Consider the following 13,710-nt stretch of genomic DNA (forward strand, 5'->3'; position numbering starts at 1 on the left):
AAACAACGGCGTTTGTACTGCTCTGGCGAATAGGCCCTACGGTGGCTCTCTCCGCCGACGCGACAGCTAAGGACAACTGACATGGCTTCACTCCAGATCGTCGATGTTCGCAAGGCCTATGGCCAGACCCAGGTCATCCACGGCGTCGACATCGCCATCGATGATGGCGAATTCGTCATCCTTGTCGGGCCTTCCGGCTGCGGAAAGTCGACGCTGCTGCGGATGATCGCGGGGCTCGAGAACATCTCCGGCGGTGAAATCCGCATCGGGTCTCGCGTCGTCAACGATCTCCCGCCGAAGGATCGCGACATCGCCATGGTGTTCCAGAACTATGCGCTCTATCCGCATATGACGGTTGCCGACAACATGGCTTTTTCGATGAGGCTGCGGAAGGCGCCGAAGCAGGAGATCGAAGAGCGAGTCAGCAACGCGGCGCAGATTCTCGGCCTGGCCAAGCTGCTCGATCGCTATCCGCGGCAGCTCTCCGGCGGCCAGCGCCAGCGTGTCGCCATGGGCCGCGCCATCGTGCGCGACCCGCAGGTCTTCCTCTTCGACGAGCCGCTCTCCAACCTCGATGCCAAGCTGCGCGTGCAGATGCGCACCGAGATCAAGCAGCTGCATCAGCGCCTGAAGACGACGACCGTCTATGTCACGCACGACCAGATCGAAGCCATGACCATGGCCGACAAGATCGTGGTGATGCACGACGGCATCGTGGAGCAGATCGGCGCGCCGCTCGACCTCTACGACCGTCCGGCAAACCTCTTTGTCGCCGGCTTCATCGGCTCGCCGGCCATGAACTTCCTGAAAGGTCGCCTCCAGGGGGGGCATTTCGTCTCGGACAGCGGCACGACCCTGCCGGTGGCGAATGCGCCTGCAGCCTCGGACGGAAAGCGGATCATCTATGGCATCCGGCCGGAGCACTTCATCCTCGACGACTCGAACGGCTTGCCGGCCGAGGTGGTGGTCGTAGAGCCGACCGGATCGGAAACGCAGGTTTTCGCGAAATTCGGCGGTTCCGATGTCGTCGGCGTCTTCCGCGAGCGCGTCAACGCTCAGCCCGGCCAGCAGATCCGTGTCACGCCCGATCCGAAGCTCGTTCACCTCTTCGACGAGCAGACCGGCAAGCGCATCTAGCGCATCGTGCGAAAACGGAGCTCCGGTTTTCCGCAAGAACGATGCGGTGATCTCAGAAGGAAGCATCGTGCGAAAAAACGGGCACCGGTTTTTCGTGAGAGATACTCGATAACATAAACCCGATGTCTCGGATGTGGGTTCGGTCTCACGTCCGATGCTGCAGCGGAAGCACCTTGGCTTTCCTGCGGCACTGACTTCAGCCGCATCCGCTGTGGCGGCAAATGAGCCCCAACCATTGCCGGACGTTTCCATGACGTTCCCGGAGGCTTCCTCGGTAGATCTCGGAAGAAGCATTTTGGCGCGCCCATAAGGTGGTGAGCGGACCTTCTTTTCCTTGGTTTATCCCTTATATCATTGCTCGAAGCCGACCTTCGTGTCCTGGAATGATGAGGAAAAACTAAACGTTTCTGAAGGCCGGATAGGGTGAGGAGAGGGATCTGACATGCTCAGATCGGCGGCGGCCCTTGTTTTCGGAGACCTGTCGCCCATAACGCTACAGTTGGTTGAGTTCAAGGTAAGCGCATGATCCGTCCCCGAGCCGCCCTCGCGGTGTCGCCACCTCATCCAGGGAGGATCCTGCGTGACCGGATCCTGCCTGGCCTTGGCCTCTCCGTCAGCCAGGCCGCCCGGGAGCTTCGGGTCGCGCGTCAGACCCTCCATCGCGTCCTCGCCGGGACGGCTTCGGTCAGTCCCGAGATGGCCACTCGTTTGGCTCGTCTCTCGGGCACGACGCCTCACTTCTGGCTTGACCGGCAGCAACAGCACGACCTCTGGCACGCGGAGCAGGCACTCGCCGGCGTGCTTGGGCAGATCCCGGCCCACACCCTTCCAGCCGCCCTTCAGAAAGAGATTGGACTTCGTCATGACCGGTAAGCCTCAACCCTCCCCGAAAGCACGGACCGGGGTTGCAGGGCTGGACGACATTCTCATCGGAGGGCTGTCCCCCGGACACGTCTATCTCCTGGAGGGCAGCCCCGGCACCGGCAAGACCACCATCGCGCTCCAGTTCCTGCTCGAAGGAGCGAAGGTCGGAGAAGCCGGGCTCTACATCACCATGTCGGAGACGGAACGGGAGCTGCGCGAGGGCGCAGCTTCGCATGGTTGGGTCCTTGGCGATGGCGTTCAAGTGTTCGAACTCGTGCCGCCGGAGAACCTTCTGGATGACGAGCACCAGCAGAGCCTGCTCTACTCGTCCGACCTCGAACTCGGCGAAACCACCAAGGCAGTGTTCGAGGCGATCGACCGAACCCGGCCGGTCCGGATCGTCATCGACAGCCTCTCCGAGATCCGGCTCCTGGCGCAGAGCTCCTTGCGCTACCGCCGCCAGATCCTCGCAATGAAGCATTACTTTGCGAAGCAAGGCGCAACGGTGCTGATGCTGGATGACCTGACCACGGACACGAACGACAAAACCGTTCACAGCCTGGCCCATGGCGTCATCCGCCTGGAAGAGCTCACGCCGACCTACGGAGCCGAGCGCCGCCGCCTGCGCGTGATCAAGTACCGCGGCCAGTCCTTCCGGGGCGGCTTCCACGACTTCATCATTGCCGAGGGTGGTGTCCAGGTCTTTCCACGTCTGATCTCCAGCGAGCACAAGACAGGCTTTGCCCGCGACGTGCTCACCAGCGGCATCGGTGAACTCGACGCGCTCCTTGGCGGCGGCGTCGAGCAGGGCTCCAGCACGCTGGTCATGGGACCGGCCGGGTCGGGCAAATCCCTTCTGACCGTGCAGTTCGCTGTTGCCGCCGCTCTCCGTGGCGAGAAGGCGGCCCTGTTCATTTTCGACGAAGAGCTTGGCCTCCTGATCGACCGAACCAAGCTGACGGGCATCGATCTGAACGCGTTGTGCGCCAGCGGCAATCTGTTCATTGAGCAGGTCGATGCCGCTGAGCTCTCGCCGGGTGAATTCACCAACCGGGTGCGCACCAGGATTGATCGCTATGGTGTGAAGACGGTCGTCATCGACGGCCTCAACGGCTATCAGTCGGCCATGCCGGAGGAGCAGTTTCTTACTTTGCATATCCACGAGCTGCTGCAATACCTCAACCGGCAGGGAACCTCGACCTTCCTTACGGTGGCCCAGCACGGACTTGTCGGCGACATGAAGTCTCCCGTCGACGTCACTTACCTGGCCGATACCGTGATCCTGCTGCGTTACTTCGAGGCCTTCGGCCAGATTCGGCGAGCGATCTCGATCATCAAGAAGCGGTTCGGCACGCACGAGAACACCATTCGCGAGATCCGGATCGACAGCAGGGGCCTCTCCGTCGGAGAGCCTCTCACGGGCTTCCAAGGCGTTCTGCGCGGTACGCCAGTCTTCGCCAACAACGACCGTGACCGACTGCTCGAAGACCGTTGAATATGAGCGGCGATCCTCAATTCTATTCGGAGCGAGCGCTCATTCTGGCGCCGCACGGGCGGGATGCGGCTGTTGCGGCGGATATCCTGCGAAGCGTGGGGATCGTGGCGGAGATTTGCCCTGACCTGCCGGCGTTGGCGCGTGAGATTGCCCGCGGGGCCGGCTTCGCCCTGGTCACGGAGGAAGCGTTCCGCACGGCCGATCTCAAGGATCTCTCGCGCTGGCTGATGGATCAGCCGCCGTGGTCGGACTTGGCTTTCGTGCTGCTGACTCTGCGCGGCGGCGGGATTGAACGTAATCCAGCGCTGGCGCGGCTCTCCGAGGTGCTGGGTAATGTGACCTTTCTGGAGCGCCCCTTTCATCCCGGAACGCTGGTGAGCGTCGCCCGCTCGGCGTTGCGGGGACGGCGGCGACAGTACGAGGCGCGGGCCCGGCTGGACGACCTGCACCGAGGTGAGGAGCGCCTGAGGACAGCGCTGGATAAGGAAAGGCGCGCGGTCGAGCATCAGAGGGTGCTCATCAATGAGTTGAACCATCGGGTGAAGAACACTCTCGCGACGGTGCAGTCCATCTCGGCTCAAACCTTACGGACGGCAGACAACAAGGAGGAGGCGCGCGAGGCTTTGGAGATGCGCCTGTTGGCTCTGTCCCGCGCCCATGACGTGCTCACGCGCGAGAGCTGGGAGGGAGCGGACCTGATCGAAGTGGTCGCAAACGCCCTCAAGCCTTACGAGATCCCCGGGGAGAGCCGCTTCCACATCGAGGGTCCGCATGTGCGGGTGACGCCGCGCATGTCGCTGGCGCTGGCGATGGCTCTGCATGAGTTGGCAACCAACGCGGTGAAATATGGCGCCTTGTCCAACAAGGCTGGCACGGTCCAGGTGTTATGGACCGTGCAGAACGGGGCCGCGCCGCCCCGGCTGAGCCTGCGCTGGATGGAGGCCGGGGGCCCGCCTGTGGTGGCTCCGCGCCGGAGAGGCTTCGGGTCGCGGTTGATCGAGCGCAGTTTGGCGCAGGACCTGGATGGCCATGTGGAAATCGCCTTTCCGCCAACCGGCGTGGTGTGCAGCGTCAATGCTCCTGTGGCGTAGGTTCCCGACCGGGGTCCGGAGCCTGTGCAGCGATCGCGTCGAACGCTTCGCCGACAAGTCTGTGGGGGGTGGGTATCGGCCGAGCGGTTGAACTCGGCTTCGGCGGTTCGGACCGCCTCTTTCTCCCAATCGCGGTCCATGGTAGCACCTTGCAGGACGACCTTCAGGGGCAGACTGAAACGACTTGAGCCGATGCAGCACGAGAGATTTCCGCGAGTAGAACTGTCCCAGTGGCCGACCCCGATCGAGCCGCTCGACCGGCTGTCGGCTGCCCTCGGTGGCCCCCGCATTTCCATCAAGCGGGACGATTTCGGCAGCATCGCCATGGGCGGCAACAAGCTGCGAAAGCTCGAATATCTCTTGGCCGATGCGCAGGCGAAGGGATGCAACGCCATCGTTACATCCGGGGCTTTGCAATCCAATCATGCACGACTGACAGCCGCTGCAGCGGCCAGGCTCGGTCTGGAATGTCACATCGTCCTGATCGACGAAGTCCCTGACCGGCTTCCAGCGTATTACAACTCGGCGAACCGGCTGATCGACGACCTAGTCGGGGCCGAGGTTCACCTGGTCCGACGAGACGACAGCCTTGCGGAGGCGGTCACCCACTGCGCCGAACAGTTGCAGAGCCAAGGAAAATCGCCCTACGTCATCCCCGTGGGCGGCTCCAACCCGATCGGCTGTCTAGGCTACGTCGCCTGCGCCATGGAAATCGCCGAGCAGGAGCGTGCGCTCGGACGGAGCTTCACGCACATCTTCGTCGTTTCGGGATCCGGCGGGACCCATGCGGGGCTGCTCGCAGGTCTTCACCTCTCGAAATCGACATCGGCATTGATCGGCGCGACGATCTCCCGTCCGGTCGAAAAGCAGCGCCCGATCGTCGAGGCTCTGGTGGATGGCGTATCAGCGTTGCTCGGCACGGATGCAGCCAAGTCGGCGATCCGCCTCGACGACAGCATGTACCTTCCGGGCTACGGGCTGCCCAACGACTCCTCCCGCGAGGCTATCGCGTTATGCGCGCGATACGAAGGGATCTTGCTCGATCCTGTTTATACCTCGAAAGCGATGGCGGTCGTCATCAACGGCATCAGAACGGGCCGCTTCGGCCCGAAGGACGAACTGCTTTTCATCCACACTGGCGGCGCGCCTGCACTGTTCGCCTATCAAGAGATGTTCAGTCGGACCGCGCCGTGAACGCTTCGGCCAGAGGGTAGTCCCGCCGCTCGTCGACCCGCAGGAGACATTCCGGCGCAGCCGTTTCGTCGAGCCGTCGCTTGTTCAGGGTTGCGCTCAGGGATCCACCTGCTCAGCACCTGCGCGATCCGGAGCATGGGACGTGAAGAGTGGGTCCACTTTTCACGTCCCATGCTCCGGACGGCAAAAGCCACCGAGCACGCCTCGATCTTCCGCTGAAATCTCGCGGGTATTTCGATGACTCATAAGGCGTGGTGAGGCGATAATCCGCTATTGTGGGTGACAGGCCGGAAAATTGGCCTTCCGACAAGTGGGCATGGCGGCAAGTAGGTGGCCGGATTGTCGCCTGCTTCAATTCCACGTACCCTCGGGGGTCTTGGGGGAAGGCAGCGAGGAGAAGATTCGGTATGGCGAGACTTGTCTTTGTCTTGAACCAGTCGCTGGACGGCTATGTCGACCACATGGCGTTTAAGCCCGAACCCGCGCTTTTTCAGCATTTTATCGATGACGTGCGCGGCCTGACCGGCAGTGTCTATGGCCGCCGCATGTACGAGGTGATGCGGTATTGGGACGAGGATCATCCCGAGTGGGACGAGGCCGAGCGCGACTATGCGGCGGCGTGGCGAAGCCAACCGAAATGGGTCGTGTCGCGCTCGTTGAAATCGGTCGGCCCGAACGCCACCCTCGTCAAGGATGACGTAGAGGCCGCGATACGCGGGCTGAAAGCTCGGCTCGATGGGGTGATTGAAGTTTCCGGACCTGAGTTGGCGGGAGGTTTGACCGACTTGGGACTTGTCGACGAGTATCGATTGTACCTCCATCCCGTTGTGCTCGGCGGCGGCAAGCCGTACTTCGCCGGGCCGCGGCCGCCACTGCGCCTCGTGGCGAGCGATCGTATCGGCGAGAATGTGATCAGGTTGACATACGTTCCAGCATAATTGCGGCGATGTGCCTGACGGACCGCTGAAGAGGCGGCTTTTGAAAAGGGCGACGGCAGCCTCTTACGTTCGCCCTGAGATCGGGACAGACTGTAAGCCTGTGTTCTTGAGCATCTTTTCACGCAAAGCCGGTTCCCACTTCCCGCATTCGAGGCCTTGAGCGCTCCTGCACCTTGCCCTGCCTTTGGTCGTCCGTTCGCCCGCAAGGCCACCTATACGCGCGGCGCAGGGCAGGGCCGCCCCATTCCGCCACAAAACGGTCAAGTTTGAAGGGCGGCGGTCCTCTCCCCTGAAATCCCACCTGGTCGACGACTCGCCGTGAAACACCTCACTGCTCTATCTTCCTCGGCTCGAACTGGAGAGGCGCTCTCCGCACGAACAGAGTTTGATGCAGGCTTCGCACCGCTCGAGAGCCGTTCGAACAGCAGCAGACCCGTCATCAATCTCCCTTGGCTCACCGCTTGCCTCCTGGTCAGCGTCAGTGGTGGAGCGCTCATCGGAACGGCGCTCTACGGAGCTGTCGAGACAGAGGGCGTGAATATCGAGAGGCCCGAGCGGGTCGTGATCCGCTCCGTCCGCGACTTCCAGGATTCGGACGTTGTCGGGCAGAAAGGCGACCGATTGGCTCTCGGCCCTGTGCCGGCTGCGGCAAAAAAGGAATTCAGCGCCCCCAGCGTTGAGCAGGTGGGTGATCATGAAGTCATCCGGACCCGGGCGTATGTCCGGCTCAAGACGGATCTTTCGCTGACCCGGGCCGAGATCGAGGACATGCCTCCATTCGACTTTGCGCACATGGTCCTCGAGCGTGAGCGCGAAGCTCCCGTGGAAGACGAAGCGTCGGCTTCCTATGATCCGTCCGAGACCGAAGCGACCATCATCAGAAGCAGTCTGGCCGCTCTCACGATTCAGGACGATGCGCCAGCGCTGACGGAGGACAACGTCGCGGATCAGATCAGGGAGCTCACCAGCCTGACCTCGGACGTCTCACACCTGCCGGAGGGATTTACGCAGCAGCGCATCCTTGCCCGAACCTTTCGTTTCAAAGATCAGAACGAGCAAGGGATGAGCGAGCGAGCTCCATCGGATCCCTTCGATGCGATCGACGTTCGCGTTGCGCCTGAGAATGTCGTTTCAATTCCGAAGAACCAGCTCAATTCCGCATCGCCGCTCTACGAGGAGCGCGAGATCACGCTGGAGCGTGGGGAAACGCTCGAATTCGCGCTTCGCAAGAACGGCGCGACCCAGGCGCGAACCGATAAGATCCTGGCCGCATTGGGTTCCTGGCCCCAGTCCGGGCTCCCCGAGGGGCCTCATATCCGGCTTCTTCTGGGGCCGCAAACCGGTGGCCGGCCCATCGAGAAAGTCACCATCGAGCGAGACGGCGACGTCCTGGAGAATGTCGCCGAGAACGATCAGGGGCAATTCGTTCCCGTCCTGAGAACTGATCAGCCATCCCCGGAGGTCGCTTCATCCGATGACAAAGTGGACGAGGATGGAGAAGGGGTCAGTTTGTACGAGAGCGTCTATGAGACCTGCCTCGAGAATGGGATCCCGCGTCCGATCATCGACACCATGATCCGGGCTCTCGCGTACAATGTCGACTTCAACCGGCAGGCCACCCACCGGGATGGCCTCTCGCTGTTCTTCGTCAACGACGAGGGGCGCGATCCCGAACTGCTCTATGTGGCGCTGAAAATCGGAGATGAGATCCGAAAAGCGTATCGCTATCAGTCTCCCGTGACGGGAGACGTCGAATATCTCGACGAGGAAGGCCACTCGGCCAAGAAGCTCCTCGTGAGAAAGCCTGTTGCCGAAGGGCGTCTCAGTTCGCCCTTCGGCGGGCGGTTCCATCCCATTCTCGGCTACACCCGTCCCCATAATGGCGTCGATTGGGCGGCTCCACGGGGAACACCGATCATGGCAACGGGCGATGGGATCGTCGAGGCGGCCGGAACGGCTTCCGGCTACGGCAATCACATCGAGATCAGACACCTGAACGGCTACATGACGGGTTACGGCCACCTGGCACGGATTGCGCGCGGGATCACCCCAGGCGCAACGGTGCGACAGGGGCAGGTGATCGGTTATGTCGGTTCGACCGGCCTCTCGACGGGGCCCCACGTTCACTACGAGGTCAAGATCAACGATCGGTTCGTCGATCCGATGAAAGTCCGTCTCCCCGACGGGCAAGGGCTCACCGGTGAGGCGCTGGCGTCCTTCCAGCAGGAGGGGCGGCACATGGACGATCTGCGTCATAAGGGCTGACGCGTGATGGCAGTTCGATCTGATCCCGGCGCTCTCGGACTTTCGCAGCCGGTACGCGGACGTGCCGGTGGAGGCCGATCTCAACGGCGGCACTTGCCCTTATGGTCCGTAGGCTTAGAGCATCTTTTCACGCAAAACCGGCATCCACTTTTGCGGAAAAGGCTCTAGTCGCGACTGCCGCGGGGTACGATTTTCTCTCCCAGAAAGTCGATGAAGGCGCGGATGCGCGCAGCGAGGTGCTCGTGGCCGACAAAGACCGCGTGAATGAGTTCGATATCCTCGGGATTGAAGGGCTCCAACACCGGAACGAGCCGACCGGAATCGATATCAGGCTGAACATGGAACTGTCCGATCCGCGCCAGCCCAAGTCCTTCGAGGCAAAGACGGCGCACGGTTGGGCCGTTATTGGCCTGAAAGTTGCCGAAGACCTCTCTCGTGTAGACGGTTCCACCGCCCGGATCTCGGAAGGGCCACTCCTCGACGCCGCGTCGGAAGTTGAACAGCAGGCAATTGTGCCGATTCAGATCATCGGGCTTCTCGGGCATGCCATGTCTCTCGAGATAGCCCGGGGAGGCTACGACAACGCGCCGGCTCTGCAGGATCTTGCGGGCTTTCAGGGAAGAGTCGCGCAGCGGACCTGAGCGGATTGCAATATCCGCGCGTTCCTCGAGCAGATCGATCACGCCGTCGGTGAGCGACAGATCGAGTTCCACGTTCGGGTAGCGGCTCAGAAAATCCGGCACGAGCGGCACCACATGCCGAACGCCGAACCCCACTGAGGCACTGACCCGCAGCTTGCCGCGGGGAGTGGCCTTCGCGCCGCCTGCAACCACCCGTTCGGTTTCCTCGATCTCGCCCAGGATACGCTGCGCCCGCTGCAGATAGATGTCGCCTTCGGGGGTCAGTTGAAGCGCGCGGGTCGAGCGAACCATCAGGCGGGTTCCCAGCCGTGTCTCGATCCGTGTGACGATCTTGCTGACGGCGGATGGTGAGAGCCCCAGCTTGCGCCCTGCCGCGGAAAAGCTGCCGAGCTGGGCTGCCTGGGCAAAGACTTCCATCTCTCCCGCTCGATTGTCCATGTCGCGCGCCTGTCTTTGAATTCAATTCAAAAGCATTGATCCATTGCACCGGCTAATCGCGCAAGCCCCCGTGGCTCATATTCCGGAGCGAAACAGCCTCGACCAACAGGCGAGCCTTTCGTCAGCAACCTGCACCTGAACGGCTCAGGTGGAATGGACCTTGTCATGCCTCTTGCTCTTTTTGCCTTGACGATCGCGGCCTATGCGATCGGCACGACCGAATTCGTCATTGTCGGCCTTCTGCCCACGGTCGCCGACGATCTTGGAATCAATCTTTCTCTCGCGGGCCTGATCGTCAGCGTGTACGCCCTCGGCGTGACGTTCGGGGCTCCCGTCATCACCGCGTTGACCGGGCGCTTGGCGCGCAAGCCCCTCCTGCTCGGGCTCATGGGATTGTTCGTTGCAGGGAATGTCATGGCGGCGCTCAGCGCCAGCTATGAGATGCTGCTGATCGCCCGTGTGATCTCCGCTTCCGCCCATGGCGTCTTCTTCTCGGTCGGGTCGACCATCGCGGCCGACCTTGTGCCGGAGAACCGCCGCGCCTCCGCCATCGCGATGATGTTCATGGGCCTGACGGTGGCCATCGTCACCGGCGTGCCACTGGGCACCTTCATCGGCCAGACCTTCGGCTGGCGCGCCACCTTCTGGGCCGTATCGGGGCTCGGTATCGTCGCCTTTGCCGGGATCGCGGGGCTGCTGCCGTCCACCCTGTCCAGGCCTGCGCCGGCTCGCCTGATCGAGCAGGTCCGCGTGCTCGGCAGCGGCCGCCTGCTTCTGGTCTTCGCCATGACGGCGATGGGCTACGGCGGCACCTTCGTGACCTTCACGTTCCTCGCCTCCATCCTGGAGCAGGTGACCGGATTCGAGGCATCGAGCGTGAGTCTGGTCCTCGTCCTCTACGGTGCTGCCATCGCGGTCGGAAACCTGGCGGGCGGCCGCATCGCCGATCGGAACCCGGTCCGGGCGCTGATCGGTCTCTTTGCCCTCCAGGCGGCAGTGCTCTTCGTCTTCACCTTCACGGCCGTTTCGCCGCGGTGGGCGCTCATCACCCTCGCGGCGCTCGGATTTCTTTCCTTCGCCAACGTGCCGGGGCTTCAGATCTATGTGGTCGAGCTCGCAAAGCAGCATCGCCCGGGTGCGGTCGACGTCGCTTCGGCTCTCAACATTGCAGCGTTCAATCTCGGCATTGCCGTCGGGGCCTGGGTTGGCGGCACGGTCGTCGCGTCGCCGCTTGGGCTTGGCGCCACCCCGTGGGTCGGCGCGATTCTGGTTGCGGTCGCTCTCGTTCTGACGATCTGGAGCGGCATCCTCGACCGTCGCCCAGAGCCGGTCGGACAGCCTGCATGATGGCCCGAAACCGTCTGCGAACCTCACCTCGACCAAAGAGCCGATCCGGCCATGTGCCGCCGGGCTCAATCAACTGGAGACTGCAATGAGAACTGTCAGGGCCAATGGAGCCGCCATCCCGGCGCTCGGTTTCGGAACCTTCCGGATGTCGGGCCCCGACGTGCTGCGGATGGTTCCGCATGCCCTCGACCTCGGGTTCCGCCATATCGACACGGCCCAAATCTACGGCAACGAAACAGAGGTCGGAGAAGGGCTTGCCCGCTCCGGCATCGCCCGTGCCGATGTGTTCCTGACCACGAAAGTCTGGGTGGAGAATTATCGTCACGACGCCTTCCTGGCCTCGGTGGACGAGAGCCTCGCCAAGCTCAGGACCGACTATGTCGACCTGCTGCTGCTGCATTGGCCGAGCGCGTCCGTGCCGCTGGCCGAGCAGATCGGCGCCTTGAACGAAGTCCAGCGTTCGGGACGAGTGCGCCATATCGGCGTCAGCAACTTCACCGTGGCGATGATGGAGGAGGCGATCAGCATCAGCGATGCCCCTCTGGTCACCAATCAGATTGAGTACCATCCATATCTCGACCAGAAGGCTGTCATCGCGTCAGCCCGGGAGGCGGGTCTTTCTGTTACGGCGTACTACGCTATGGCAGACGGCCGGGTCCTCACCGACCCGGCGCTTCGCGAGATTGGCTCACGTCACCGCAGGTCCGTCGCGCAGGTGGTATTGCGCTGGCTTGTGCAGCAGGAGGGGATCGTGGCCCTGTCCAAGACGGTGAACGAGAGGCGTGCGTCCGAAAATCTCACCATCTTCGACTTCGAATTGTCAGCGGAGGAAATGGCTGCGATTCACGCCCTGGCAAGGCCGACAGGCCGGATCGTCAGCCCACCCGGTCTCGCGCCGGAGTGGGATCCTGCCTGCTGACCTGTGCGCGTTGGGTCCAGTGGAGGATACGTCCTCCCCTGAGCCTGTTCTAGCGCATCGTGCGGAAAACCGGGTCCACTTTTCCGCACGATGCGCTAAAGCTTCCGGTCACATTGATTCTCCAGATCCTCAGGGCGATTGAGCCACTCCGCTGGCGTCCGGTCCCAGTCAGGACACACACTTGGCTCTCTTCGCCCTCGGCACGTCCCTCTGCATCGCCTTGGCAACCCTCATCTCTGCCGAGGTGGTGAAGGCCGTGGGCGGCCCCATGGCGCTGTCGCGCTGGCGCATGCTCATCGGTTTCCTGATGCTGGCCGTCATTGCGACAGTGGTTGGGGGCTGGGGCAGTGTGTCGGCCAGGCATTTCCCCCTCATCCTGCTCTCAAGCCTTGTGGCGATTGTCGTAGCGGATCCGGCCCTGAACGCCGGCATTGCCCTGATCGGAGCACGCCGGACCGGGCTGATCTTCTCGTTGAGCGCCCCCTTCGCGGCCGTGCTCGGCTTCCTGGTCCTCGGGGAGACGCTGGGCCTGCGCCAACTGGTCGGGTGCGTCCTGGTCACGTGCGGGATCGCGTTCGCGGTCGGCTTCAAGCACGGACCCGCCCCTCGCCCTGACGCGGCGCATAAAAGTTTCGTTCATGCGGAGGTTCGCCTCTCGGCTGCGGGGGTCCTGCTGGCCGTGCTTGCCGCCTTCGGCCAGGCGGTCGGCATCTTGTCCATGCGGCCGGTGATGCTCGACCAACCCGATCCATTCGCCGTGATGGCGCTGCGGGGACTCGTGGCCGTTATCGTCCTATGGGGCTACCATTTCGGTTCACCGAAGACTTGGAAATCGGGCATCGGCGTTCCAGACGGGCAGACCCTGGCTCGTGTTTCGCTCGGGGTCTTCATCGGGTACGTGGCCGGCATGTCGATGCTGATGATCGCCTTGACTGGAACCAGCGTGGCGGTTGCTTCGACGCTCTCCTCGATGGCTCCAGTCGCCATCCTGCCGATGCTGTGGCTGCGGACGGGTAACAGGCTCGCATGGCCATCCTGGGTCGGCGCATGCGTGACGGTTCTTGGCACTGCCGTCCTGTTCTGGCGTTAGGGCATCGAACGCGGGAAGTGGATACCGGTTTTGCGTATGATGCTCCAGGAGCCTGAGGAGAACCGACAACCCGCCGGATAGCGGCAGACCGCGGGTGCGCTCTGTCGCGCCAACTTCATCATGAAATGCGAATGGCAGACTTTGGCGTGAGGCAGGCACGGGCCGGACCTCCATCGTCGTAAGGTAAGCTGACCCTCACAAGGCCACGCCCGATCGCTCAGCTTGATCCCAGAACAGCCATTTCGATCTCGTAAAGGCCTTGCGCTCGAACCTTAGGACAAAGCCAGTACT

At 62.6% G+C, this 13,710-nt stretch carries 11 protein-coding genes; 10 read left to right on the forward strand and 1 reads right to left on the reverse strand.

Annotated features, from left to right (window positions below; all coding sequences use genetic code 11):
* Positions 1-81: 81 nt before the first annotated feature.
* The 7 genes from AB8841_RS17070 (at position 82) to AB8841_RS17100 (ending at position 8,984) form a co-directional block, all read left to right on the forward strand.
* Positions 82-1,137 (forward strand): ABC transporter ATP-binding protein, encoded by a 1,056-nt coding sequence (locus tag AB8841_RS17070; protein WP_370437019.1) that lies wholly within the window; start codon positions 82-84, stop codon positions 1,135-1,137.
* 522 nt (positions 1,138-1,659) lie between these two features.
* The gene (locus AB8841_RS17075; RefSeq protein WP_370437020.1) at positions 1,660-2,010 is read left to right on the forward strand and encodes a HigA family addiction module antitoxin; all 351 of its coding nucleotides are present in this window, start codon (positions 1,660-1,662) and stop codon (positions 2,008-2,010) included.
* Positions 2,000-3,496 (forward strand): ATPase domain-containing protein, encoded by a 1,497-nt coding sequence (locus AB8841_RS17080; protein WP_370437021.1) that lies wholly within the window; start codon positions 2,000-2,002, stop codon positions 3,494-3,496. The genes AB8841_RS17075 and AB8841_RS17080 overlap by 11 nt, the downstream gene beginning before the upstream one ends.
* Before the next feature lie 2 nt (positions 3,497-3,498).
* A complete protein-coding gene (locus tag AB8841_RS17085; protein WP_370437022.1) occupies positions 3,499-4,587 on the forward strand; it encodes a sensor histidine kinase in 1,089 nt (362 codons plus the stop codon).
* 192 nt (positions 4,588-4,779) lie between these two features.
* Positions 4,780-5,781 (forward strand): D-cysteine desulfhydrase family protein, encoded by a 1,002-nt coding sequence (locus tag AB8841_RS17090; RefSeq protein ID WP_370437023.1) that lies wholly within the window; start codon positions 4,780-4,782, stop codon positions 5,779-5,781.
* Positions 5,782-6,188: 407 nt separating this feature from the next.
* Positions 6,189-6,719 (forward strand): dihydrofolate reductase family protein, encoded by a 531-nt coding sequence (locus AB8841_RS17095; protein WP_370437024.1) that lies wholly within the window; start codon positions 6,189-6,191, stop codon positions 6,717-6,719.
* Between the two features lie 318 nt (positions 6,720-7,037).
* On the forward strand, positions 7,038-8,984 hold the full coding sequence (locus AB8841_RS17100; RefSeq protein ID WP_370437025.1) for a M23 family metallopeptidase: 1,947 nt from the start codon (positions 7,038-7,040) through the stop codon (positions 8,982-8,984).
* 164 nt (positions 8,985-9,148) lie between these two features.
* Here the strand turns inward: AB8841_RS17100 and AB8841_RS17105 are convergent, their stop codons facing one another.
* Positions 9,149-10,063 (reverse strand): LysR family transcriptional regulator, encoded by a 915-nt coding sequence (locus AB8841_RS17105; protein WP_370437026.1) that lies wholly within the window; start codon positions 10,061-10,063, stop codon positions 9,149-9,151.
* Positions 10,064-10,228: 165 nt separating this feature from the next.
* Here AB8841_RS17105 and AB8841_RS17110 point away from each other — a divergent pair, with 165 nt between their 5' ends.
* From AB8841_RS17110 to AB8841_RS17120, 3 genes are all read left to right on the forward strand, one after another.
* The gene (locus AB8841_RS17110; protein WP_370437027.1) at positions 10,229-11,410 is read left to right on the forward strand and encodes an MFS transporter; all 1,182 of its coding nucleotides are present in this window, start codon (positions 10,229-10,231) and stop codon (positions 11,408-11,410) included.
* 85 nt (positions 11,411-11,495) lie between these two features.
* Positions 11,496-12,329, forward strand: a complete 834-nt coding sequence (locus AB8841_RS17115; RefSeq protein ID WP_370437028.1) for an aldo/keto reductase — start codon at positions 11,496-11,498, stop codon at positions 12,327-12,329.
* Positions 12,330-12,510: 181 nt separating this feature from the next.
* Positions 12,511-13,419 carry a DMT family transporter gene (locus AB8841_RS17120; protein WP_370437029.1) on the forward strand — a complete coding sequence of 303 codons (909 nt, stop codon included), beginning with the start codon at positions 12,511-12,513 and terminating at the stop codon, positions 13,417-13,419.
* Positions 13,420-13,710 lie beyond the last annotated feature (291 nt).

The organism is Microvirga sp. TS319 (genome assembly GCF_041276405.1).
Lineage (GTDB): Bacteria > Pseudomonadota > Alphaproteobacteria > Rhizobiales > Beijerinckiaceae > Microvirga.